The following is a 19,151-nucleotide window of genomic DNA, read 5'->3' on the forward strand; positions in this document are numbered from 1 at the left end:
CTCACATAGGTGAGGCTTTAGGTAGATCATAAATATCTGCAACATGAAACTCCAAGTTCAAAGCGCTAAGGGCGGTGATGTAGGCCGTGAGGTAGAACTGCCCGCCAACATCTTTGGCGTTGAGCCCAACGAGCACGCCGTATACCTGGCCGTAAAGGCTTACCTGGCCGCACAGCGCCAGGGTACGCACAAAGCAAAAGAACGCGGTGAGATCGCCGGTTCCACCAAGAAGCTACACCGCCAGAAAGGCACCGGTGGTAGCCGTAAGGGTGACATCAAGAACCCACTCTTCCGCAGTGGTGGCCGGGTCTTCGGTCCACGTCCCCGCACTTACAATATCAAGCTGAACAAGAAGGTCAAGCAACTGGCCCGTGCTTCCGCTCTTACTACGAAAGCCCAGTCGGGCTCCGTAAAAGTGGTAGAAGACCTTAAGTTTGATGCCCCCAAAACCAAGGACTACGTGTCTTTCCTCAACGCACAGGAGCTCACCGGTAAGGTGTTGCTCGTTACCGCTGAGAAAGATAACTACGTCTACCGTTCCGCCCGCAACCTCAAGGGTAGCGAAGTGGTCGCGGTTTCCGAACTCAATACCTACGATGTCATGAAGGCCGGTACGGTCCTCATCGCTGAAGGTGCCATTGAAAAACTGAAAGAGCAGTTCAACTAAGCACGGCGATGATCTAATCCGCGGCTCAGCGAGCGGTGGACAATTATTCCGAGCTACTTAACTACAACTAACATGTCTAAGCAAATCTTAATCAAGCCGGTCGTATCCGAGAAGGCTGAGCTGCTTTCAGAAAGCCAGAATCACTACTCGTTCGTAGTAGCGAAGACAGCTAATAAGATCGAGATCCGGAACGCCATCGAAGCACGCTACGGCGTCACGGTGAACCGCGTCAACACGGCCATCATGCCGGGTAAGGCCAAGAACCGTTCTACCAAGTCCGGTATCCTGCGCGGTCGCGTTCCCGCCTTCAAGAAAGCCATCGTCACTTTGGCTGAAGGTGAGACCATCGATCTTTACAACGAAGCATAATCGATAGGGGAGGGCTGGTGCTTGCACCGGGCCTCCCCTCCATTAATAACCACCGGTAGGTGGGGAGGCAGAAAGAGGCGTCGATTCCAAATTCTGTTATACTGGTTCTTCCGGAATCAGTGCATACTCCGAGATCTACCGGGACAATTTGAGCAATAATGCCAATCAAGAAGTTTAAGCCCGTATCGCCGGGTTCCCGCTTCCACGTCGGAAACAAATTCGACGAGCTGACGGGAGACAAGCCGGAGAAGTCGCTCCTGGCACCCCTCAAAAAGAGTGGTGGCCGGAACCGTACCGGTAAAATGACCGTCCGCCAGCGTGGTGGTGGTCACAAGCGTCGTTACCGTATCATCGACTTCCGCCGTAACCACGACGGAGTCATGGCCACGGTCAAGACCATTGAGTATGATCCCAACCGTACCGCTTTCATCGCACTGCTGGAGTACACGGATGGTAAGAAAACTTACATCATCGCTCCGCAGGGCCTGAAGGTAGGTGATCAGATCTCCTCTGGCGCCGACGCCGCACCCACTACGGGTAATACACTCTTCCTAGCCGATGTGCCGCTGGGTTCTCCCATTCACGCCATCGAACTACAGCCAGGTAAGGGTGCTGCCCTCGCTCGCTCCGCCGGTACTAACGGCACGCTGATGGGTAAGGAAGGCCGCTTCGTCTCCGTGAAACTCCCCTCCGGTGAGGTTCGCCGTATCCTGAAGACCTGCCGTGCTACTATCGGTACGACATCTAATCCGGACCACGGTCTCACGGTAGCTGGTAAGGCTGGCCGTAACCGTTGGGCTGGCAAGCGCCCTCGCGTTCGTGGTGTAGCCATGAACCCTGTCGATCACCCCATGGGTGGTGGCGAAGGTCGCGCTTCTGGTGGTCACCCGCGCTCACGTACGGGTATCATGGCCAAAGGCCAGAAGACGCGCAACGTCAACAAGGCAAGCAACAAATTGATCATCACCCGTCGCAAGACCAAGAACAAGAAATAATCTATGGCACGTTCGCTTAAGAAAGGCCCTTACGTTTTTCACCGTCTTTACGAAAAGGTCGTCAAGGCCCAGGAAGGTGGTGGCCGTAAGAGCATGATCAAAACCTGGTCCCGCTCTTCCATGATCATCCCCGATATGGTAGGTCTGACCATCGCCGTTCACAATGGCAAAACCCACGTCCCCGTCTACGTCACGGAGAACATGGTTGGCCACAAACTCGGTGAATTCGCCCCAACCCGCTCATTCCGCGGCCACGGTGGCAAGAAGAAGTAATTAATCTGGCGCTAACGCTGGTGCGAAGTTGGAGGGCAAGTAATACGGTCAATCCCTACTACTTGCAACCGAGCTTTGCACCCGCGGCAGCGCCTATTGTTAAACGAGTGAAGGTAGAGTAGATCCTCGTGGGTCACCCCGCCCGGTTTACTAACCCGTTCCCTCGAAATTATCCAATAATGGAAGCAGTATCTAAGTTAAACAGCATCCCGATGTCCGTCCGCAAGATGCGGCTGGTCGTGGATCTGATTCGCGGTAAAAAAGTCAGTGATGCCATTGGTATCCTGGACTTCTCCAAGCAGGAGGCCGCCATTTGGTTGAAGAAGAATCTTCTGACCGCAGTAGCAAACTGGGAAGTAAAAGCTGGTGGCACCGAAGCCGCTGATGATTACGACCTCGTAGTTACCGAAGCATTTGCCGACGCAGGCGCGCAGATCAAGCGCTTCCGCCCGGCTCCACACGGCCGTGCGCACCGCATCCGCAAGCACAGCTGCCACATCACCCTCAAAGTCGCCAATCAGATTGCGCTTCCCGAGGTTTCCACTAACGAAGAGATCGAAGCATAATCATGGGACAAAAGACTAATCCAATTGGTAACCGCCTCGGTTACATTCGTGGCTGGGACAGCAACTGGTTTGCTGACAAGGACTACGCCGCCAACGTCATCGAAGATGAAAAACTGCGCACTTACCTCGGTTCAAGGATCGAAAAGGGTGGTATCGCACGCATCATCATCGAGCGTACACTGAAGCGGGTAACGCTGACGATCCACACCAGCCGCCCCGGTATCATTATTGGTAAGGGTGGTAGCGAGATCGATCAGATTCGCGAAGAGCTTCGCCGCCTGACGAAGAAGGACATCCAGATCAACATCATTGAGATCCGTAAGCCGGAACTTGACGCTACGATCGTTGCGGAATCCATCGCCAAGCAGATCGAAGCGCGGATCAACTACCGCCGCGCAATCAAGACCAGTATTCAGTCAACGATGCGCGCATCCGCCGAAGGCATCAAGGTGCGTATCTCCGGTCGCTTGAACGGCTCGGACATGAGCCGGACGGAGGAATTTAAGGAAGGCCGTACGCCGCTCCATACTTTCCGCGCCGATATCGACTACGCTCATAAAGAAGCGCACACCGTTTACGGACGTATTGGTATCAAAGTATGGCTCTGTAAGGGAGAGGTACTCGGTAAGCGTGACCTCAACCCGAACGCTGGCCTCGCAACCAAAGGCGGTGACCGCCGTGGTGGTGGCCGTGGCGATCGTGGTGACCGCCGTGGCGGAGGCCGTGGAGACCGCCGTGGTGGTGGTGGCGGACGCCGCTAATGATCACCTGACCGAATGAATGGTGATTGGCGTAAACGCCGATCCCTTCATTCAGCACAAGATGGGCTGACGGCCTATCACTTACTAGCGGTTCTGCCGCACTGACTGACTCAACCGCCGTAGGCGAGAGCAATATCGAAAAGGAAGATCATCAAGCGACTGCTTGCGCTGAGTTCCGACAAAGAAGCAAGGAAGCGCTTCCGGTCATACCGGAAGCGCCAACTTGTTTTCTTTTATGACCAAACGGGGAAAGAATGCAGTCTTTCCCTTTTACGGGTCAACAAAAAATCCTACCTTTGCCCCGCTCTAAGGAGAACCTCGGGTAAAGTCGAGGTGTAAATGATGGATTTTCAGTCATTTGCCCACAAAATTTGTCGTTTTCGCTCAGTCTCAATGTGCTGGGAGAGAATAAATTAACTAAGATGTTACAGCCTAAAAGAACGAAATATCGCAAGCAGCAGAAGGGCCGCAACCGTGGCCTTGCTCAGCGTGGTAACAAGGTAGATTTTGGAACCTTCGGCCTGAAGAGTCTCGATATCGGCCGTATCACCAGCCGCCAGATTGAAGCTGCACGTATTGCCATGACGCGTAATATGAAGCGTGAGGGTAAGGTGTGGATCCGCATTTTCCCGGACAAGCCCATTACCAGCAAGCCGTTGGAGGTACGTATGGGTAAGGGTAAAGGTGCCCTTGATTACTACGTAGCTAACGTTCAGCCGGGCCGCATCATGTTCGAATTGGATGGCGTATCGCGCGAAGTTGCCGAGGAATCCCTCCGCCTCGCCGCTCAGAAGTTGCCAGTTCAGACGCGTATCGTCACTCGCCTCGACTACGTAGGTTAACCAACAATAAATCCCAAGTCCGCTGCCGGTGTCACCGAAGTGCGGCAAAACCATAATACTATGGCCAGTAACAAATCCGTCGAGCTGCGTAGTGCGTCCGATGCTGATCTTCAGGAACAGCTGAACGACACTGCCTCCAGCCTGGACAAAATGAAGTTCGATCATACCGTCAGCGGTATCGAGAACCCTCTTCAACTGCGCACGGTCCGTCGTGACCTTGCTCGTATCAAAACCGAAATTCGCCGTCGCGAACTTGAGGCCATGGCTCCCGAGGAGCTCGCCAAGCGTGACCAGATTCAAAGACGTCGTCGTAAAAAGTAATCAAGCATGAGCAACGAGGAAAATAAAGAGCAAGAAGGCGGTCTCATTGAGAACATCGCTGAAGCTGCAGGAGAAGTTGTAGGCGCTGCTGTTGAAACAGTCACTACAGCTGCCGAAACAGTTACCGAAGCCGTTAGCGGCGCCGTGAACTATTTTGCCACCGAGGAAGAAGTAGTATCATCTGACCGCAACGAACGTAAGAGCCGCGTTGGGCTCGTCGCTAGTAACAAGATGGACAAGACCATCAGTGTTACTATCCAGCGTCGCCTCCAGCACCCCATCTACGGTAAGTACGTAAAGAAATCAAAGAAGCTGATCGCCCACGACGAGAACAACGATTGCCAGATTGGTGATTTGGTTCGCATCATGGAGTGCCGCCCCCTTAGCCGCCGCAAGCGCTGGCGTTTGGTGGAGGTCATCGAAAAAGCCAAGTAATTAACCACCCAAAACTAGCTACTCATGATCCAACAGGAATCACGGTTACGCGTAGCCGATAACAGCGGTGCCAAAGAGGTACTCTGTATTCGCGTACTTGGCGGCTCTAAGCGTCGCTATGCCAGCATCGGCGACCAGATCGTTATCTCCGTCAAGGAGTCTGCCCCGGGTGGAAACGTAAAGAAAGGTTCGGTATCCCGCGCCGTTGTTGTTCGCACACGTAAGGAGATCCGCCGTAAGGACGGTTCTTACATCCGCTTCGACGACAATGCAGTTGTACTCCTTAACGCAAACGAAGAGCCCCGTGGCACCCGTATTTTCGGCCCCGTCGCTCGTGAACTTCGTGATAAGGATTACATGAAGATCGTATCACTCGCCCCCGAGGTACTTTAAGCCTCACCCCCAAACCGTTTTGGAGCGATTGCTCCGAACACAATAACAAATAACAATGGCTAACAAGTCCTATAAAGATAAGCAGAAGCGCTTTGCGCCGAAGCTGAAGATCAAGAAGGGTGACCGGGTGGTAGTAATCGCCGGCGCCGATCGTGATCTATCTCGGCCACGGGAAGTACTCGAAGTACTCGTAGCTGAGAACCGGGCCGTCGTCGAAGGTGTGAACATTCGCAAAAAGCACCAGCGCGCAACGGAAACCGACCAGGGTGGCATCGTAGAGAAAGCTGCCTCCATTCACCTAAGTAACCTGATGCTGCTGACCGCCGACGATCAGCCTACTCGCGTAGGCCGTAAAGCAGATGATAACGGTAAACTTGTACGCTACGGTAAGCGTGACGGAAACATCATTAAGTAATGAGCTATACTCCCCGACTGAAAAAGAAGTACGACGAAGAGATTCGTAGTAAGCTGATGGAAGAGTTCAATTACAAGAGCTCCATGGAAGTGCCCGCACTGCTGAAGATCTGTATCAACCAGGGTGTTGGTCAGGCCACGCAGGACCGGAAACTCGTTGAGAACGCAGTGAAGGAAATGTCCCTCGTAGCTGGTCAGCAAGCAGTGATTACCAAGTCAAAGAAATCTGTCTCCAACTTCCGTCTGCGTGACGGCATGGGCATCGGTGCTAAGGTGACCCTGCGCCGCGAGAAGATGTACGACTTCCTCGATCGCCTCATCGCTACTGCCCTCCCACGGGTACGTGACTTCCGCGGTATCAACGATAAGAGCTTCGATGGCCGTGGTAACTACACCTTTGGCGTAACGGAGCAAATCATCTTCCCGGAGATCAGCCTCGACGACGTGGCTAACCTGACGGGTTACGATATCACTTTCGTGACCAGTGCTAAGACCGACGCTGAAGGTATGGCGCTATTGAAGGCACTCGGCCTTCCTTTCAAGAATCAAAACAACGCTTAAGCAATGGCACGTAAATCACTAATCGCACGGGAACGCAAGCGCGAACGTATGGTCGCCAAGTACGCTGAGAAGCGTGCCCAGCTTAAGGCTGAAGGCAACTGGGACGAGCTCGATAAGCTTCCCCGCAACTCCAACCCAATCCGTCTCCACAACCGCTGTGGTCTTACCGGTCGCCCTAAGGGTTACATGCGTAAGTTCGGTCTCTGCCGGGTCAAGTTCCGTGAAATGGCACTTGACGGCAAGATCCCGGGAGTTCGCAAGGCTTCCTGGTAGTTGGCCCTGAGGGTCACTACCCTCATACCAAAACTCACTTTACGACCTTTCGTAGGTCGCCTTTTTAACAGCTCCGGTAGTTCCATTCCGGGAAAACCACGGAGCGCAAATCTATAATGGCATGGCCGTTACTGATCCTATTGCTGACTACCTGACCCGCCTGCGCAATGCGCAGATCGCCGGTCACCGCGTAGTCACTATTCCTTCTTCCAAGCTGAAGAAGCGCATGACCGAGATCCTTTACGATCAAGGTTACATCCTCAAGTACAAGTTCGACGATACCGCCGGCAAGGGTAACCAGGGAGAGATCTCCGTGGCCCTTAAGTACGAGAAAGACACGCGCACGCCCGTTATTCGGAAGTTGATCCGCGTATCTAAGCCAGGTCTTCGTCGCTACGTCAAGGCGGATGCGCTACCCCGTGTAATTAACGGTCTGGGTATTGCCATCGTGTCCACTTCTAAAGGTCTCATGACCGATAAGCAGGCGCGTAAGGACAACATCGGAGGCGAGGTTCTTTGCTACGTCTACTAATCAACCAATAGAAACACGTCTGCAGGCGAAGCCTTGGCTTCTGACCGTAAGACTCAAACCATACAGGATATGTCCAGAATTGGTAAAAATCCCATCACCGTTCCCAGCGGCGTCAGCATCGACGTCAGCAAGGGCAACTTGGTGACGGTTAAAGGCCCTAAAGGCCAACTCACGCAGCAGGTCCACCCCGATCTCTCCGTAGAGGTAAAGGACGGTGAAGCCGTTGTTTCCCGCCCGAGTAATTCTAAGCGCCACCGCAGCTACCACGGTCTTTACCGTTCGCTCATCGACAATATGGTCGTTGGCGTAACTGAAGGCTACACGCTTGAGCTCGAGGTAGTAGGTGTCGGTTACCGTGCTGAGAACCAGGGCAACCAGCTCACGCTTACGCTTGGCTACTCTCACCCAATTATCTTCCTCATCCCCGAAGAGGTGTCTGTAGAAACGGTTAGCGCGAAGGGTAAGGCTCCGGTCATCAAGCTGTCCAGCACGGATAAGCAATTGGTCGGTCAGATTGCCGCGAAGATCCGTTCACTCCGCAAGCCGGAGCCGTACAAAGGCAAGGGTATCAAGTTTGTCGGTGAAGAACTCCGCCGCAAAGCTGGTAAGACTGCCGCTAAGAAGTAAGGTTTCCTAACCCCCGCAGGGGATAATAATCAAGTAGTAATGCAACTAACTAAACTAAAGCGGAGGAAACGGATCCACAGCCGTGTACGGAAGAAGATCTCCGGCACGCCCGACCAACCGCGTCTGAACGTCTACCGTTCCAACAAATACATTTACGCCCAGCTCATCGATGATGTAAACGGCGTTACCCTCGCTTCCGCTTCCAGCTTCGAAGCTGCCGTTGCGCAAGAAGGTGATAAGTCTGCTCAGGCAACTGCCGTAGGTAAGCTGATCGCCGAACGTGCTGCCGCCAAGGGTATCCAAAACGTCCTCTTCGACCGGGGAGGCTATCTTTTTCACGGGCGTGTTAAGTCACTCGCCAACGGTGCTCGCGAGGGTGGCCTTAAATTCTAAATCAACCTAACTATGGCTGAGCAAAGAAATTCAGGCGGCGGACGTAACCGCCGTGACGGTCGCAAGGGCGGTCGCAAAGATGGTAACCAGCAAGAGTCTGACCTGCGCGAAAAGATGGTAGCCCTTAACCGGGTAACCAAGGTAAACAAGGGTGGCCGTACGTTCACCTTCGCCGCAATCGTTGTGGTGGGTGACGGAAAAGGCAAAGTCGGTTATGGCATGGGTAAAGCTCGTGACATCTCCGAAGCTATCCAGAAAGCTACCGACAACGCTCGCAAGAGCATCATCAAGGTGCCACTGCACAAAGGGACTATCCCGCACGAGCAGCTTGGTAAGTACGGTGCCGGTAAGGTGCTCCTCAAGCCCGCTTCCGAAGGTACGGGTGTAATTGCAGGCGGTGCCATGCGCGCTGTTCTCGACATCGCTGGCGTGAACAACGTACTCGCTAAATCACAGGGTTCTTCTAACCCGCACAACGTGATCAAGGCAACCATCGATGCACTTAAAAAGCTACGTAGCCCCATGGCAATTGCCAAGCAGCGTGGTATTTCAATGGAAAAGTTGTTCGAAGGGTAACCTTCAGGACCGACTGCAAATACTATAGCAGCTATGGCTAAAGTTAAAATTACCCAGATCAAAAGCGTTATCGACCGCCCGAAAAAGCAGAAAGCTACCATCGCGGCACTTGGTCTCAAGCGTATGCACCAGACCGTGGAGCGGGAGAACACCCCCGTCGTCATGGGAATGGTAAAGGCAGTAAGCCACCTCGTTAAAGTAGAGGAAGCGTAAGGAAATGTTGTCGCCCGGTGGTCTCCACCGATCGATGATCTTCTCCGGACGTTCCCGTTAAAATAATTCCGTCATGGAACTCAACAATCTTAAACCAGCCGCCGGCGCTACGAAGTCCGGTAAGCGTATTGCACGTGGTCAGGGCTCCGGCCGTGGCGGTACCTCGACCCGTGGTCACAAAGGTGCTAAGTCTCGTTCTGGTTACAAGAGCAAGCGTAACTTCGAAGGTGGCCAGATGCCGCTGCAGATGCGTTTGCCAAAGCGTGGCTTCAACAGCCCGAACCGCACTGAGTACGTTGCCCTCAACCTGGGCCGCCTACAGGCGATCAGCGAGAAGCACGGCCTCACGGAAATCACTCCAGCTGCGCTCTACGCTGCCGGTATCATCAAGAAGAATGACCTCTTGAAGGTCCTCGGAACTGGTGAGATCTCCGCAAAGCTGACGATCAGCGCCCACGCTGCTTCCAATACTGCCAAGGAAGCTATTGAAAAAGCTGGCGGTAGTATCACTATCGCCTAAAACTCCCTTCCCATGAAGTTTTTTGAGACGCTCAAAAACATCTGGACGATCGAGGAACTCCGTAAGCGCATCCTGTTTACGTTGCTGCTCATCGCCATCTACCGCCTGGGTTCGTACATCGTACTCCCCGGTGCTGATGTCGTCGCGCTGAAAGCTCAGCTCGAAGGCTCCGGTAGCCCAACGGATCTCCTGGGTCTGATCAATCTCTTCACTGGTGGTGCGTTCAACAACGCGTCCATCATGGCGCTGGGCATCATGCCATACATCACGGCGAGTATCATCGTTCAGCTCCTTGGTTTCGCGGTGCCTTACTTCCAGAAGCTACAGACTACCGAAGGGGAGTCCGGCCGCAAGAAGATCAACCAGATCACCCGTGCGCTTACGGTAGCGATTACCCTCGTGCAGGGTGCCGGTTACCTTACGTACATTAGCTCCAATGGTGGCCAATCCGCCGCCGTATCCGACTCGATCTTCTGGTTGAGTGGTATTGTCATCCTTTCTACCGGTACCATCTTCGCGATGTGGCTGGGTGAGCGGATCACGGACCGTGGTATTGGTAATGGTGTATCCCTCCTCATCACCGTAGGTATCATCGTGGGTCTTCCCGCAGCCCTTGGTTTTGAATTACAGGATAAGTTCTCCAACGGTGGCCTCCTGGTCTTCGTTCTGGAGATGGTGGCTTTCTTCCTCGTAACCTTACTGACGGTCATGATCGTCACCGGTGTACGGAAGATTCCACTGCAATTCGCCCAACGTGCTGTTGGCCGTGGTGAAAGCACGGCGCCAACCGCAACTAACCGTGACTACATTCCGCTGAAGGTTAACGCTTCCGGTGTAATGCCGATCATCTTCGCTCAGGCGCTGATGCTACTTCCAGTATCCCTTGCGGGATTCGGCGGTGGCCCTGAGGCTGAAGCCACCTGGTTGGTACAGCAGTTCAACGACTTTACGAGCCCGTTGTACAACGTGGTCTACTTCTTCCTCGTCGTCATCTTCACCTACGTCTATACGGCCCTGGTGGTGAACCCCGGCCAGTACACGGAGTACCTCAGCCGTCAGAATGCCTTCATTCCCGGTGTTCGCGGTGGCGAAGAAACCGAAGCTTACATTGATGCCATCACCAGCCGCATTACGCTGCCAGGTTCCATCATCCTCGGTTTAATCGCTATCCTTCCGGCGCTCGTAGCTACCCTCGGCGTGAACCAGGCATTTGCCATCTTCTTCGGTGGTACCTCCCTGATCATCATGGTAGGTGTGGTCCTTGATACGCTCGACCAGATCAATAGCTACCTGCTTATGCGTAAGTATGACGGACTCGTCCAGGACGGAACCGTCGTCGGTCGCAACAGCGGTAGCCGCATGCAGAGCCTCGGAGCTGACTTCTAAGCGTCATCTCCACAGATTAAGAAAGCCTCTCCAACCATCCGGTTGGGGAGGCTTTCTTCGTTTCGGGCCTCCCGGTTTTCTGGTTCACCTTTCGTGGTTGCTAGGCAATACAGGCACTGCTGCTAATGACAGTACGTAATCCTCAGCCCGCCTACTTGAGATTATCCTTCTTGACTTCTTATCTCAGCATTGTCGGAACAACTGTTACAGACAGGTCGGCGCATAGCTAAGTGGATGGTGGGAGGGCCAAGGTCTCAGGGTTAACCGTGGTGAGAACATTCGTGATGTCGGAAGTCGATGTAGCCGTACAAGTCTGAATCACTTCTCTCGTCTCGTTCCGGTCTACAGATTTAGTCCCTTCGGTAAATAATGATCTCACCCGGGAGGGTGTCCATCGGAGAGAACTCGAGCAGTAAGCGTCGGCTCAGCGGTGTGTCTGCGTCAGGGTCGCTTACCCGGCCCATCAGGTACCGTAGATTGGGGTTTGCGAGCAGGCGGTCCGCTTCTCCCAGTTCATCCACCTGAAAGGCCCGCACGTGATGGTCCAGGAACAGCAAGGAGGAGTGGACGTAGGGTGTGGGTACGTCACGGTACAACAGGTGGTAAGTGATCTGCCAGCCATTCAGGCCAAAGAAGGTTTCGTTGGGCGCCAGCTTATATTCCATGTACGCAGCGATGCGGGTGGGTTTATCATCCTTGCCGTTGAATCGGGCGAAGTGAGCTAAGCCCACGATGAGGCCCACACCAATTAGTATAGCCGGGGTATACTTTTTAAGCCAGTCCCAGCTTAATGCCGGGAATGCTGTTTTGCCAAGGGCCCACCAACTTCCTGCCAGGGCTGCCAATAACGGATGGAGCTGTACCTGATAATGGCCGAAGCGTTTACCGGTGATAAGGACCACCATCGTCACCAGGGTAAAGGACAGGAGCAGAAATCTCGTCCATACGGTATGGGGCCGGTCCGAGTTCCCATTACTTCGCACCAGCGACAGCGCCCCTAAAATGACAAACGGGGCGAAGCGAAGGCAGTAATCCCCCATGTATTTCAAGCGGAGGTACCAGGGTAACTCAATGGGGTAGGCGCCATTCACTTCAAAGAGGTAGAATTGAAGTGTATCGAGCATGCCCAGGTTAGCGTAGTACAGATAGACACCCAAAAGTGGCAATGCAAAACCGAGCAATAGGGTAGTGCCGGCCGTGAGCGTCCTGATTACCAGACCCTGGCGCAAATAATACCAGACCAGGAACAGGCCAATTGCCAGCGACTCCGCCGCGGCGAATGGTTTAATCGTCATAGCCAAACCAAGTAGCAACCCAGCGACCGGCCAGTGCCAGAATGAATCGTTCTCGGCCGCAGTTACGCGGGGGGCTACGGCCAGGCCGGCGGCGGCGATCGTGAGGCAATTGAAAAAGATCTCCGTATTGGGCGACAATCCGTAGTAGGAGAAGACGCTGCAAATGAGGACATACTTCAGACCGGCAGCTATTCCCGCACGTTGACTGCTGAGCGCGCGGTGGCTCGCCAGGTAGAGGCCCCAGCCCCCTAGCGCAACCACCAGGGCGGCGGCCAGTCGAAGGAGCCAAATGGCGCCACCCGTCAACTTAATAAGTGCAGCGTAGACCAGGAAGATGCCGATCGGTTTCGTATCGATCACGTCACGGAGGTAGACTTCACCGTTCAGTAGTTCATCCGCGATGACGATGTACGTACTCTCGTCGTGATTGATGACCGAAATGAAGAAAGAACCCCACCGCAATAGAATAGCGAAGGCCGCAAACAAACCCAACCACTGGGTAGCACTCAGATCTCGATAAAATCGGCGGGTAAGAATGATCAGACGGTTTAATGGACGGGTCGGCTGGCGATTACGATGGTCACCCGGGTACCCGGAAATTCCTGGCCGGGGTAAAGATCGGAAGTTTCCATAGTAAAGAGGAGGTCTTCATTCTCGCTGAGTAAGTTCTTGCGGTCGTTGATGATCTCCATAGCCCGTGAAGTATGCCGTTTATCACTTGTACGGCGTTGCGCGGCGTCCCGGCCAATTCCGTTGTCGGAGACGACAATCGTTATGCGGTCATCGTCCTCGGCGTCCAGTTGGAAGCTTAAGCGGAGTTCGCCACCCCGGTCGCGCGGGTGCAGCCCGTGATTGATGGCGTTCTCAATGATCGGTTGCAGAAGAAAGGATGGGATCTCGTCCATGTCCCGCTCAATATTTTCATCGACGGTGAGCGCAAACGTAAACTTGCCGGGGAAACGAAGCTGTTCGAGGCGTACGTACAGGCTGATGAGATCCACTTCATTTTCGATCGTCGTCATCGGCGAACGGGAGGCCTCCAGGAAAAGCCGCATCAACCGGCTAAAATCCGTAAGGTAATCGGCGGCGCGGTCGGTGTCTTCCTGGTAGACGAATTCACGGATGGCGTTCATCGCGTTAGAGATGAAGTGAGGATTCATCTGTTGCCGCAGCGTCCGCAATTCCAGCGCCTGGACCTTACGGCTAGCTTCGTAGCGCTCCTTCAACCGGCTGAAACGGGAGCGGACGATGATAGTAGCGATCCCTGCGAGTAAAAGCCCAACGGCTAGGTAGAAGCCTGGCTTCTCGTACCAGGCGCGCTCTACGGTAATGAATAATGAGTTTCTGGCGGAAGCGATGTTACCATCCGCGTCGGTGGCCCGGTACTGAAATTCGTACTCCCCCGGAGGCAAACGGGTGTAACGAACGTTGGGCGTAGTGGTGGCCGTCCGCCAGTCCGGGTCGAGCCCGACGAGCCGGGTCTCGTACTGCAGCTCCCGTCCTTTTCGGTAATCCGGAACGGTGTACTCCAGCGTGAAGTACACCGTTGAGGGTGAGATATTCAACAGTCCCCCCTCCGCCGCTAAAGGTTGAATCACCTCCTTCTTTCCGCGGTCACCATCCAGTAATCGGTACCGTAGTAGGACAGGATAATAAGGACTCTCCTGGCGCTGCAAGTCCTGGCTCGAAAAGGAGACAAAACCGTTAATGCCGCCGGCATACCAAGTGTCCGTTCCCCGGTCGTAGTGCAGGGAGGAGCTATTGAATTCGTTGTCGCCGAGCCCTTCCCGGGTAGTGAAGGTGCGGGTGAAGCCATCACGGTAGTACACTAACCCGTTGAATGTAGTGATGACCAATCCGGTGTCAAGGCTACCCATAATCCCGGCGACGCTGTTATTGGGGAGGGGGATGAAGGTATTTTCCGACCGTACCTCGTTGCTTTCTACTAGGGCGCCGATTTCAGAAAATTGCTTTGTATCCACGTCGAAGGCCCAGATGCCGGCATCAAGCGTGCCCAATAGCAGCCGGGCGGATGATTCGGGGTGGATGTCCAAAATCCGCGTGGGTACGTTTCCTCCGATCCGGTGGCGGCTCAGGTGTAGTGTGGCAATGTCAAATTCGTAGAGCCCATCAATCGATCCGATCCATAGGCGGCTGCCATCGGCGGAAAGGATGGCGTCTCGGGGGTAACCATTTAGGCTACTCCTGCCGGATTTTACGGGGTATTCGGAGATCGTTTCCGTATCCAGGTCAAATCGGTAGATTCGTCCACCCGCTCCTCCGCCGGTGTGTTCCGCCGGGAGCCAGATGCAATTCCGGTTGCTGTCCAGCACGGCGTAGCGGAATACTTGCTGGAGGTCCGGCGCGGTAAACACTCGCCAATCGTCGGTGGCGGGGTCGTAGCGGTACAGGTGCGCCCGAGTTGAATCGGGTGAGCGAAAGCAACTGTGGCCGTAAACGTAGCCCCGGTAATTCAGCATGTTGGTGCCGCAGCCGAACTGATCGATAATGTGGCCACGCTCATCCCGGATGGGTAGGGTATCTACTTTGCTGGCACCCGGTTTGAGGGTGTACCAGGCATCCATGGCGGAATCCTTATTCACGTAGGTAATGCCGTCGGGAGAAGTGGTAAACCCGCGCATCACGTGGCCAAACTTGCTTTTGGTTACGTTGGGGTCGTAGAAGTACTTTTTAAAATTCCTGGTGCGGGAGGTTCCAAAATCAATCAGATTTAAGCCGCCGTAGCTGGCCAGGTCGATGCATTTGCTGAAGTCCCGACCGTAGGCTCCCAGGATACGGTCGTCCAATTTTTCGATCCACTTTAAATCGTGGTTACTCGTTTGCAGGATCAGGTGCCACCGCTCGGCGCGTAGGTTGTAGGCTTCAATGTAGCCAATTAGCACGTTGCCCACTTCGTCCTCCGCAAGATGGTTATACCGAGCGCGGGGTAGGGTAGTGGAGGGTATTTCTCTAAACTGCGCCTCCTGAAATGTCGTCCGAAACGTAGTCGTGTCCGTCAGGCACCACAATTCCCCAGTGCGTAGCAAGCGGAGCTGATTAATGCTACTGGCAGGTAGGCCAATCGATTTTTCGCGGCCATTTTTCTGCCAAATTATCCTTTGTTCACGGCGACAGATCCACTGGTCCTGATTGGCGTAAATCAAACGATCAGTTTCCTGCTCAAGCGGGCTCGGCAGCAGGTGCAGAGGAAAGGGTGTAAACGGTGCGGAAGCGGCATCGGTTCTCTCGTGGCTGGCGTACCGGAGTTGAAAGATTGAATCTCCCGCAACGTAGGTGAAAGGCGTTTGGTGACCAGTCCTGACGGTTTGGATATTACCCCGGTGTAGGTTGGATAAGCGTAAACCGTAGCTGCGCAAAGCGTAGGGGTCGAAGATCTCTACGGAGTCCAGCACGGTGGGGTGGGGAGCGTAGATCAAACCATCCTCCCCGAGGGTGAAGTTGCCCGAAAAGGTTTCGGAGATGCCCGGGATGGCCTCAAACTGATATCCATCGTACCGAATGATCCTGTTGGCGGCTCCTAGCCAGATGATGCCATTGGTGTCCCGGACAGTAGTGTGTACGATTCGCCCCGGTACGCCGTCCTCAAGGGAGTATTTGCTCAACGTGGCATTCGTACCATCGTAGAGTTGGCCGGACAGATTGGTGGTAGCCAACAAGAGGTTAGCTACGTAAAAGAACCAGAGCCGTGCATGCGTAACTGACCGGAACATCGTTTTGGGGCTTCCCACAAAGTAAGGGCTTTGGCGATGACTTTCTCTCTACGCATCAATTGGTTTTCGCTGAAGCACCTTTCGTAAGCTCACTGCTGTGGGTATGGCCTTGAGCTTTGGGATTAGCTGCACTATGCCTATTATTTTGTCAATGGCGTAAAGAACAATAGTTGGGAGCCGTCACTTATTTAAGTAGCCTCTCTAATGTTTTACACTGTCAATTACACTTCACATGATTAACGCTATCCTCATCGATGACGAACCCGCCGCGAATAGGAGCCTGAACGCTATGCTGGAACGGTATCATCCCGAAGTGGTTGTTAAAGGGACTGCTGTGGATGTGGCCAGTGGCTTAAAGGCCATTAAGCAGATCAACCCAGACCTACTGTTCCTGGATATCAACATGCCGGACGGTAGCGGAATTGATTTAATTCGGGGCCTGGACCCGGGGAATAGGCCTGAAGTGATCTTCGTAACCAGCGAGGTGAATTACTCCATGCAGGCCGTCAAGGTAGCAGCCCTGGGTTATCTCGTGAAACCCGTTGATAAAAGTGAGCTGAAGATCTCACTGGAAATCGCCAAGGTGAGGATTGAACAGCGCAACAGTGAAGCGCGGCTAAGAGCCCTCCTCAGCAACGCAGATGGCGACAACTACGCAGCCAAGCAGATCAGTATTCCTTCGGATAACGGAGTGGAATTCGTGACGGCAGGCGAGATCCTTTACTGTTCCGGTCTGGAAGGCTACACCAACATTCATTTAAGCGACGGCACCAAACGGCTATCCTCTTACAGCCTCGGTGAATACCGAAAAATGCTGGAGCCCTTCGGGTTTTTTGTCGTTCATCGGTCCCACTTAGTAAACCGGGCTCAGGTGCGTGGTTTGGCACGGGGAGGTGACCTGGTCCTCAAAAATGGAGAGCAGGTGGCCATCAGCCGGCGGCGGAAAGAAGCGGTCCTGCAATGGATAAAAAATGGATAGCGTTGCGGCTCTTTAGGGCTGATTTTGATGGCTGAATAGATGGCTCATCCATTTAATTCAACCGTTCAAAGGATGAACTCCACCGCTCGTGGAATTGGCCTCAACTTTCTGTCTTCGGTTCGTTTCTTGCAAGTGTAACCCGACTGACACGCGTGGATACACATTGTCCTAGATTCCAGTTAAAACGAGGAAAGCTTTATACACAACACTTGAATACTGTATTTCGCAACAGTACCCGACGCTCGACCCTGAGCGGGCGGGTGCTTTGCTTTTGGCGTATACCATTCCCGCTACCGTCCAACGTATCTTTGGATTTCTTCTCTTTCAAGTTCTACAACTCAAGCTGGTGGAGAATCGTTAAAAACTCGTCGCTGTGGATGGCGACTCACCATTTGATCAAGTTCCTTACATGTCAAGATTCTTCTTTACTTCCCTCTGCCTTTCCCTTCTCACCGCATCTACGCTCAGCGCCCAGATCACACCGCAGAATTTGCGTACGAGTGATGACCAAGCGAAGGAGCTTGCGGCTACCATCACGCCGCAAGATCTCAGAAAGCACCTGACCATTATTGCCGCCGATAATATGGAGGGCAGGGAAACGGGTCAACCGGGCCAGAAAAAGGCCGCACAGTACCTGAAGGGGGAGTTTGAACGCCTGGGCCTGCCGGCTATTGGTGAGGACGGTGGCTACTTTCAGACCATCGTATTCAGCCGCCACAAATGGGACAATATTGAGATGACGTTGAACGGTAAGAAACTGCGCCACCTGTGGGAATACGCCAGCGCACCTTCACAGAACCAGAGCCGGGAAGCCGTTAAGATCGACGAAGTAACCTTCCTCGGCTACGGTATTGACGACCCGGCGTACAGCGATTACAAGGGCGTCGACGTGGCGGGCAAAACCATCATGATTCTGGATGGGGAACCGATGAGTGGTAAAGGTATCTCCGTCATATCCGGTACGGACACCCCCTCCAATTGGGCGGCCGATAAGGAAGGTAAACTTCGACTGGCCAAAAAAATGGGGGTGGAAACCGTGCTGTTTATCGACCCTGATTTCAAGACCAACATTCGCCAAATCCGCCAGGAGAGCATGGACGGGCGAATGCGGATGGCCGAAACGACCGAAGCGGAGCGCGACATGGCCAACGTCGTGTACATCACCCCGAAATTGAGCCGGCAGATACTGGGGAAGAAAGAGAAAAAGGTCATCAAAGCCCGCAAGAAAATGGGGAAGAAGGGTAAATCAAAAGCGGTGACCGTCCCCGTCGATATCACCCTGACTCAAACCAAGCAGACCGACGAACTGGTAGGCGAAAACATTTACGGCTTCGTGGAAGGATCCGACCCGGTTTTAAAAGACGAGGTGCTCGTGATCAGCGCTCACTACGATCATATCGGTAAGCGTGGGGATAACGTCTTCAACGGCGCCGACGATAATGGCTCGGGCACTAGCACCATTCTGGAAGTTGCCGAGGCTTTCACTACCGCCAAAGCGCAGGGTATCGGGCCTCGCCGTAGCGTCCTGTTCCTGCTGGTGAGTGGAGAAGAGAAGGGTCTGTTGGGCTCGGAGTACTACGCCAGCCATCCAAAATTTGCCCTTGAGAATACAGTTGCCGACATCAACGTCGACATGGTGGGCCGCGTCGATGAAGAGCACTCGGACAACCCCGAGTACATCTACGTCATCGGTTCCGATCGTCTCAGTACCGAGCTACACGAGATCAACGAGCGGATGAACAAGACCTTTACGAATCTGGAATTGGATTACACCTACAATGCTGAAGACGATCCCAACCGCTACTACTACCGGTCGGACCACTACAACTTTGCGGTGAAGGGCATCCCCAGCGTCTTTTTCTTCAACGGGACCCACGCGGACTACCATCAGGCGACGGACACGGTAGATAAAATCAACTTTGATAAGATGGCCAAGATCGGCCAACTCGTCTTCCATACGGCTTGGCAACTATCTAATCAGGACCGCCGGATTGAAGTGGATGTGACTGAGTAGGTTCAGCTCCCTTGC

24 protein-coding genes are annotated in these 19,151 nt (G+C 53.8%); 22 read left to right on the plus strand and 2 right to left on the minus strand.

Annotated elements, in window-relative coordinates; translation table 11 throughout:
* The first annotated feature begins 43 nt into the window (after nt 1-43).
* The 20 genes from rplD (at nt 44) to secY (ending at nt 11,117) form a co-directional block, all read left to right on the plus strand.
* A complete protein-coding gene (gene rplD / locus A3850_RS09730; RefSeq protein WP_068216023.1) occupies nt 44-667 on the plus strand; it encodes a 50S ribosomal protein L4 in 624 nt (207 codons plus the stop codon).
* 72 nt (nt 668-739) lie between these two features.
* Complete coding sequence (rplW, locus tag A3850_RS09735; protein ID WP_068216025.1) at nt 740-1,036, plus strand: 50S ribosomal protein L23; 297 nt, start codon at nt 740-742, stop codon at nt 1,034-1,036.
* A gap of 158 nt (nt 1,037-1,194) precedes the next feature.
* On the plus strand, nt 1,195-2,031 hold the full coding sequence (rplB, locus tag A3850_RS09740) for a 50S ribosomal protein L2 (protein ID WP_068216027.1): 837 nt from the start codon (nt 1,195-1,197) through the stop codon (nt 2,029-2,031).
* Nucleotides 2,032-2,034: 3 nt separating this feature from the next.
* Entirely contained in the window at nt 2,035-2,304 is a 270-nt protein-coding gene (rpsS, locus tag A3850_RS09745; RefSeq protein WP_068216029.1) for a 30S ribosomal protein S19, read from the plus strand.
* A 179-nt stretch (nt 2,305-2,483) separates the two neighbouring features.
* Complete coding sequence (gene rplV, locus A3850_RS09750; RefSeq protein WP_068216030.1) at nt 2,484-2,870, plus strand: 50S ribosomal protein L22; 387 nt, start codon at nt 2,484-2,486, stop codon at nt 2,868-2,870.
* Between the two features lie 2 nt (nt 2,871-2,872).
* Nucleotides 2,873-3,631 (plus strand): 30S ribosomal protein S3, encoded by a 759-nt coding sequence (gene rpsC, locus A3850_RS09755; RefSeq protein ID WP_068216032.1) that lies wholly within the window; start codon nt 2,873-2,875, stop codon nt 3,629-3,631.
* 422 nt (nt 3,632-4,053) lie between these two features.
* Nucleotides 4,054-4,473, plus strand: a complete 420-nt coding sequence (gene rplP, locus A3850_RS09760) for a 50S ribosomal protein L16 (protein WP_068216034.1) — start codon at nt 4,054-4,056, stop codon at nt 4,471-4,473.
* A 60-nt stretch (nt 4,474-4,533) separates the two neighbouring features.
* Entirely contained in the window at nt 4,534-4,794 is a 261-nt protein-coding gene (gene rpmC, locus A3850_RS09765; protein WP_068216036.1) for a 50S ribosomal protein L29, read from the plus strand.
* Nucleotides 4,795-4,938: 144 nt separating this feature from the next.
* Nucleotides 4,939-5,229 (plus strand): 30S ribosomal protein S17, encoded by a 291-nt coding sequence (gene rpsQ / locus A3850_RS20415; protein ID WP_076639971.1) that lies wholly within the window; start codon nt 4,939-4,941, stop codon nt 5,227-5,229.
* 24 nt (nt 5,230-5,253) lie between these two features.
* Nucleotides 5,254-5,622 carry a 50S ribosomal protein L14 gene (rplN, locus tag A3850_RS09775; protein WP_068216038.1) on the plus strand — a complete coding sequence of 123 codons (369 nt, stop codon included), beginning with the start codon at nt 5,254-5,256 and terminating at the stop codon, nt 5,620-5,622.
* A 55-nt stretch (nt 5,623-5,677) separates the two neighbouring features.
* A complete protein-coding gene (rplX, locus tag A3850_RS09780; protein ID WP_068216040.1) occupies nt 5,678-6,037 on the plus strand; it encodes a 50S ribosomal protein L24 in 360 nt (119 codons plus the stop codon).
* Complete coding sequence (gene rplE / locus A3850_RS09785; protein WP_068216042.1) at nt 6,037-6,597, plus strand: 50S ribosomal protein L5; 561 nt, start codon at nt 6,037-6,039, stop codon at nt 6,595-6,597. The genes rplX and rplE overlap by 1 nt, the downstream gene beginning before the upstream one ends.
* 3 nt (nt 6,598-6,600) lie before the next feature.
* Nucleotides 6,601-6,870, plus strand: a complete 270-nt coding sequence (gene rpsN, locus A3850_RS09790) for a 30S ribosomal protein S14 (RefSeq protein WP_068216044.1) — start codon at nt 6,601-6,603, stop codon at nt 6,868-6,870.
* Between the two features lie 121 nt (nt 6,871-6,991).
* Nucleotides 6,992-7,402, plus strand: a complete 411-nt coding sequence (rpsH, locus tag A3850_RS09795; RefSeq protein ID WP_068216045.1) for a 30S ribosomal protein S8 — start codon at nt 6,992-6,994, stop codon at nt 7,400-7,402.
* A 69-nt stretch (nt 7,403-7,471) separates the two neighbouring features.
* Nucleotides 7,472-8,029 carry a 50S ribosomal protein L6 gene (gene rplF, locus A3850_RS09800; RefSeq protein WP_068216047.1) on the plus strand — a complete coding sequence of 186 codons (558 nt, stop codon included), beginning with the start codon at nt 7,472-7,474 and terminating at the stop codon, nt 8,027-8,029.
* A 39-nt stretch (nt 8,030-8,068) separates the two neighbouring features.
* Complete coding sequence (gene rplR, locus A3850_RS09805; RefSeq protein ID WP_068216049.1) at nt 8,069-8,422, plus strand: 50S ribosomal protein L18; 354 nt, start codon at nt 8,069-8,071, stop codon at nt 8,420-8,422.
* 12 nt (nt 8,423-8,434) lie between these two features.
* Nucleotides 8,435-8,998 (plus strand): 30S ribosomal protein S5, encoded by a 564-nt coding sequence (gene rpsE, locus A3850_RS09810; RefSeq protein ID WP_076639938.1) that lies wholly within the window; start codon nt 8,435-8,437, stop codon nt 8,996-8,998.
* Nucleotides 8,999-9,031: 33 nt separating this feature from the next.
* Nucleotides 9,032-9,211 (plus strand): 50S ribosomal protein L30, encoded by a 180-nt coding sequence (gene rpmD / locus A3850_RS09815; RefSeq protein WP_068216051.1) that lies wholly within the window; start codon nt 9,032-9,034, stop codon nt 9,209-9,211.
* A gap of 73 nt (nt 9,212-9,284) precedes the next feature.
* A complete protein-coding gene (rplO, locus tag A3850_RS09820) occupies nt 9,285-9,731 on the plus strand; it encodes a 50S ribosomal protein L15 (RefSeq protein ID WP_068216052.1) in 447 nt (148 codons plus the stop codon).
* Nucleotides 9,732-9,743: 12 nt separating this feature from the next.
* Nucleotides 9,744-11,117, plus strand: a complete 1,374-nt coding sequence (gene secY / locus A3850_RS09825; protein WP_068216054.1) for a preprotein translocase subunit SecY — start codon at nt 9,744-9,746, stop codon at nt 11,115-11,117.
* A 350-nt stretch (nt 11,118-11,467) separates the two neighbouring features.
* Here the strand turns inward: secY and A3850_RS09830 are convergent, their stop codons facing one another.
* Together A3850_RS09830 and A3850_RS09835 are read right to left on the minus strand one after the other, a co-directional pair.
* Complete coding sequence (locus A3850_RS09830; protein ID WP_197494029.1) at nt 11,468-12,898, minus strand: glycosyltransferase family 39 protein; 1,431 nt, start codon at nt 12,896-12,898, stop codon at nt 11,468-11,470.
* A gap of 62 nt (nt 12,899-12,960) precedes the next feature.
* The gene (locus tag A3850_RS09835; RefSeq protein WP_157501035.1) at nt 12,961-16,161 is read right to left on the minus strand and encodes a sensor histidine kinase; all 3,201 of its coding nucleotides are present in this window, start codon (nt 16,159-16,161) and stop codon (nt 12,961-12,963) included.
* Nucleotides 16,162-16,375: 214 nt separating this feature from the next.
* Here A3850_RS09835 and A3850_RS09840 point away from each other — a divergent pair, with 214 nt between their 5' ends.
* Both A3850_RS09840 and A3850_RS09845 read left to right on the plus strand, forming a co-directional pair.
* Nucleotides 16,376-17,122, plus strand: coding sequence for a LytTR family DNA-binding domain-containing protein (locus tag A3850_RS09840; protein WP_068216060.1), 747 nt, complete (start codon nt 16,376-16,378; stop codon nt 17,120-17,122).
* A 409-nt stretch (nt 17,123-17,531) separates the two neighbouring features.
* Nucleotides 17,532-19,136 carry a M28 family peptidase gene (locus A3850_RS09845; protein WP_068216062.1) on the plus strand — a complete coding sequence of 535 codons (1,605 nt, stop codon included), beginning with the start codon at nt 17,532-17,534 and terminating at the stop codon, nt 19,134-19,136.
* Nucleotides 19,137-19,151: the final 15 nt, after the last annotated feature.

This window comes from Lewinella sp. 4G2 (genome assembly GCF_001625015.1).
Taxonomy (GTDB): domain Bacteria; phylum Bacteroidota; class Bacteroidia; order Chitinophagales; family Saprospiraceae; genus Neolewinella.

Excerpts from the sequence above, each read along its gene's own strand:
- rplW (WP_068216025.1), top strand. The coding sequence starts at position 740 with ATGTCTAAGCAAATCTTAATCAAGCCGGTCGTATCCGAGAAGGCTGAG.
- rplD (WP_068216023.1), top strand. The coding sequence starts at position 44 with ATGAAACTCCAAGTTCAAAGCGCTAAGGGCGGTGATGTAGGCCGTGAG.
- secY (WP_068216054.1), top strand. The coding sequence starts at position 9,744 with ATGAAGTTTTTTGAGACGCTCAAAAACATCTGGACGATCGAGGAACTC.
- rpsE (WP_076639938.1), top strand. The coding sequence starts at position 8,435 with ATGGCTGAGCAAAGAAATTCAGGCGGCGGACGTAACCGCCGTGACGGT.
- rplN (WP_068216038.1), top strand. The coding sequence starts at position 5,254 with ATGATCCAACAGGAATCACGGTTACGCGTAGCCGATAACAGCGGTGCC.
- rplX (WP_068216040.1), top strand. The coding sequence starts at position 5,678 with ATGGCTAACAAGTCCTATAAAGATAAGCAGAAGCGCTTTGCGCCGAAG.
- rplV (WP_068216030.1), top strand. The coding sequence starts at position 2,484 with ATGGAAGCAGTATCTAAGTTAAACAGCATCCCGATGTCCGTCCGCAAG.
- rplF (WP_068216047.1), top strand. The coding sequence starts at position 7,472 with ATGTCCAGAATTGGTAAAAATCCCATCACCGTTCCCAGCGGCGTCAGC.
- rplO (WP_068216052.1), top strand. The coding sequence starts at position 9,285 with ATGGAACTCAACAATCTTAAACCAGCCGCCGGCGCTACGAAGTCCGGT.
- A3850_RS09845 (WP_068216062.1), top strand. The coding sequence starts at position 17,532 with ATGTCAAGATTCTTCTTTACTTCCCTCTGCCTTTCCCTTCTCACCGCA.
- rpmC (WP_068216036.1), top strand. The coding sequence starts at position 4,534 with ATGGCCAGTAACAAATCCGTCGAGCTGCGTAGTGCGTCCGATGCTGAT.
- rpsS (WP_068216029.1), top strand. The coding sequence starts at position 2,035 with ATGGCACGTTCGCTTAAGAAAGGCCCTTACGTTTTTCACCGTCTTTAC.
- rplB (WP_068216027.1), top strand. The coding sequence starts at position 1,195 with ATGCCAATCAAGAAGTTTAAGCCCGTATCGCCGGGTTCCCGCTTCCAC.
- rplR (WP_068216049.1), top strand. The coding sequence starts at position 8,069 with ATGCAACTAACTAAACTAAAGCGGAGGAAACGGATCCACAGCCGTGTA.
- rplE (WP_068216042.1), top strand. The coding sequence starts at position 6,037 with ATGAGCTATACTCCCCGACTGAAAAAGAAGTACGACGAAGAGATTCGT.
- rpsC (WP_068216032.1), top strand. The coding sequence starts at position 2,873 with ATGGGACAAAAGACTAATCCAATTGGTAACCGCCTCGGTTACATTCGT.
- rplP (WP_068216034.1), top strand. The coding sequence starts at position 4,054 with ATGTTACAGCCTAAAAGAACGAAATATCGCAAGCAGCAGAAGGGCCGC.
- rpmD (WP_068216051.1), top strand. The coding sequence starts at position 9,032 with ATGGCTAAAGTTAAAATTACCCAGATCAAAAGCGTTATCGACCGCCCG.
- rpsH (WP_068216045.1), top strand. The coding sequence starts at position 6,992 with ATGGCCGTTACTGATCCTATTGCTGACTACCTGACCCGCCTGCGCAAT.
- A3850_RS09840 (WP_068216060.1), top strand. The coding sequence starts at position 16,376 with ATGATTAACGCTATCCTCATCGATGACGAACCCGCCGCGAATAGGAGC.
- rpsN (WP_068216044.1), top strand. The coding sequence starts at position 6,601 with ATGGCACGTAAATCACTAATCGCACGGGAACGCAAGCGCGAACGTATG.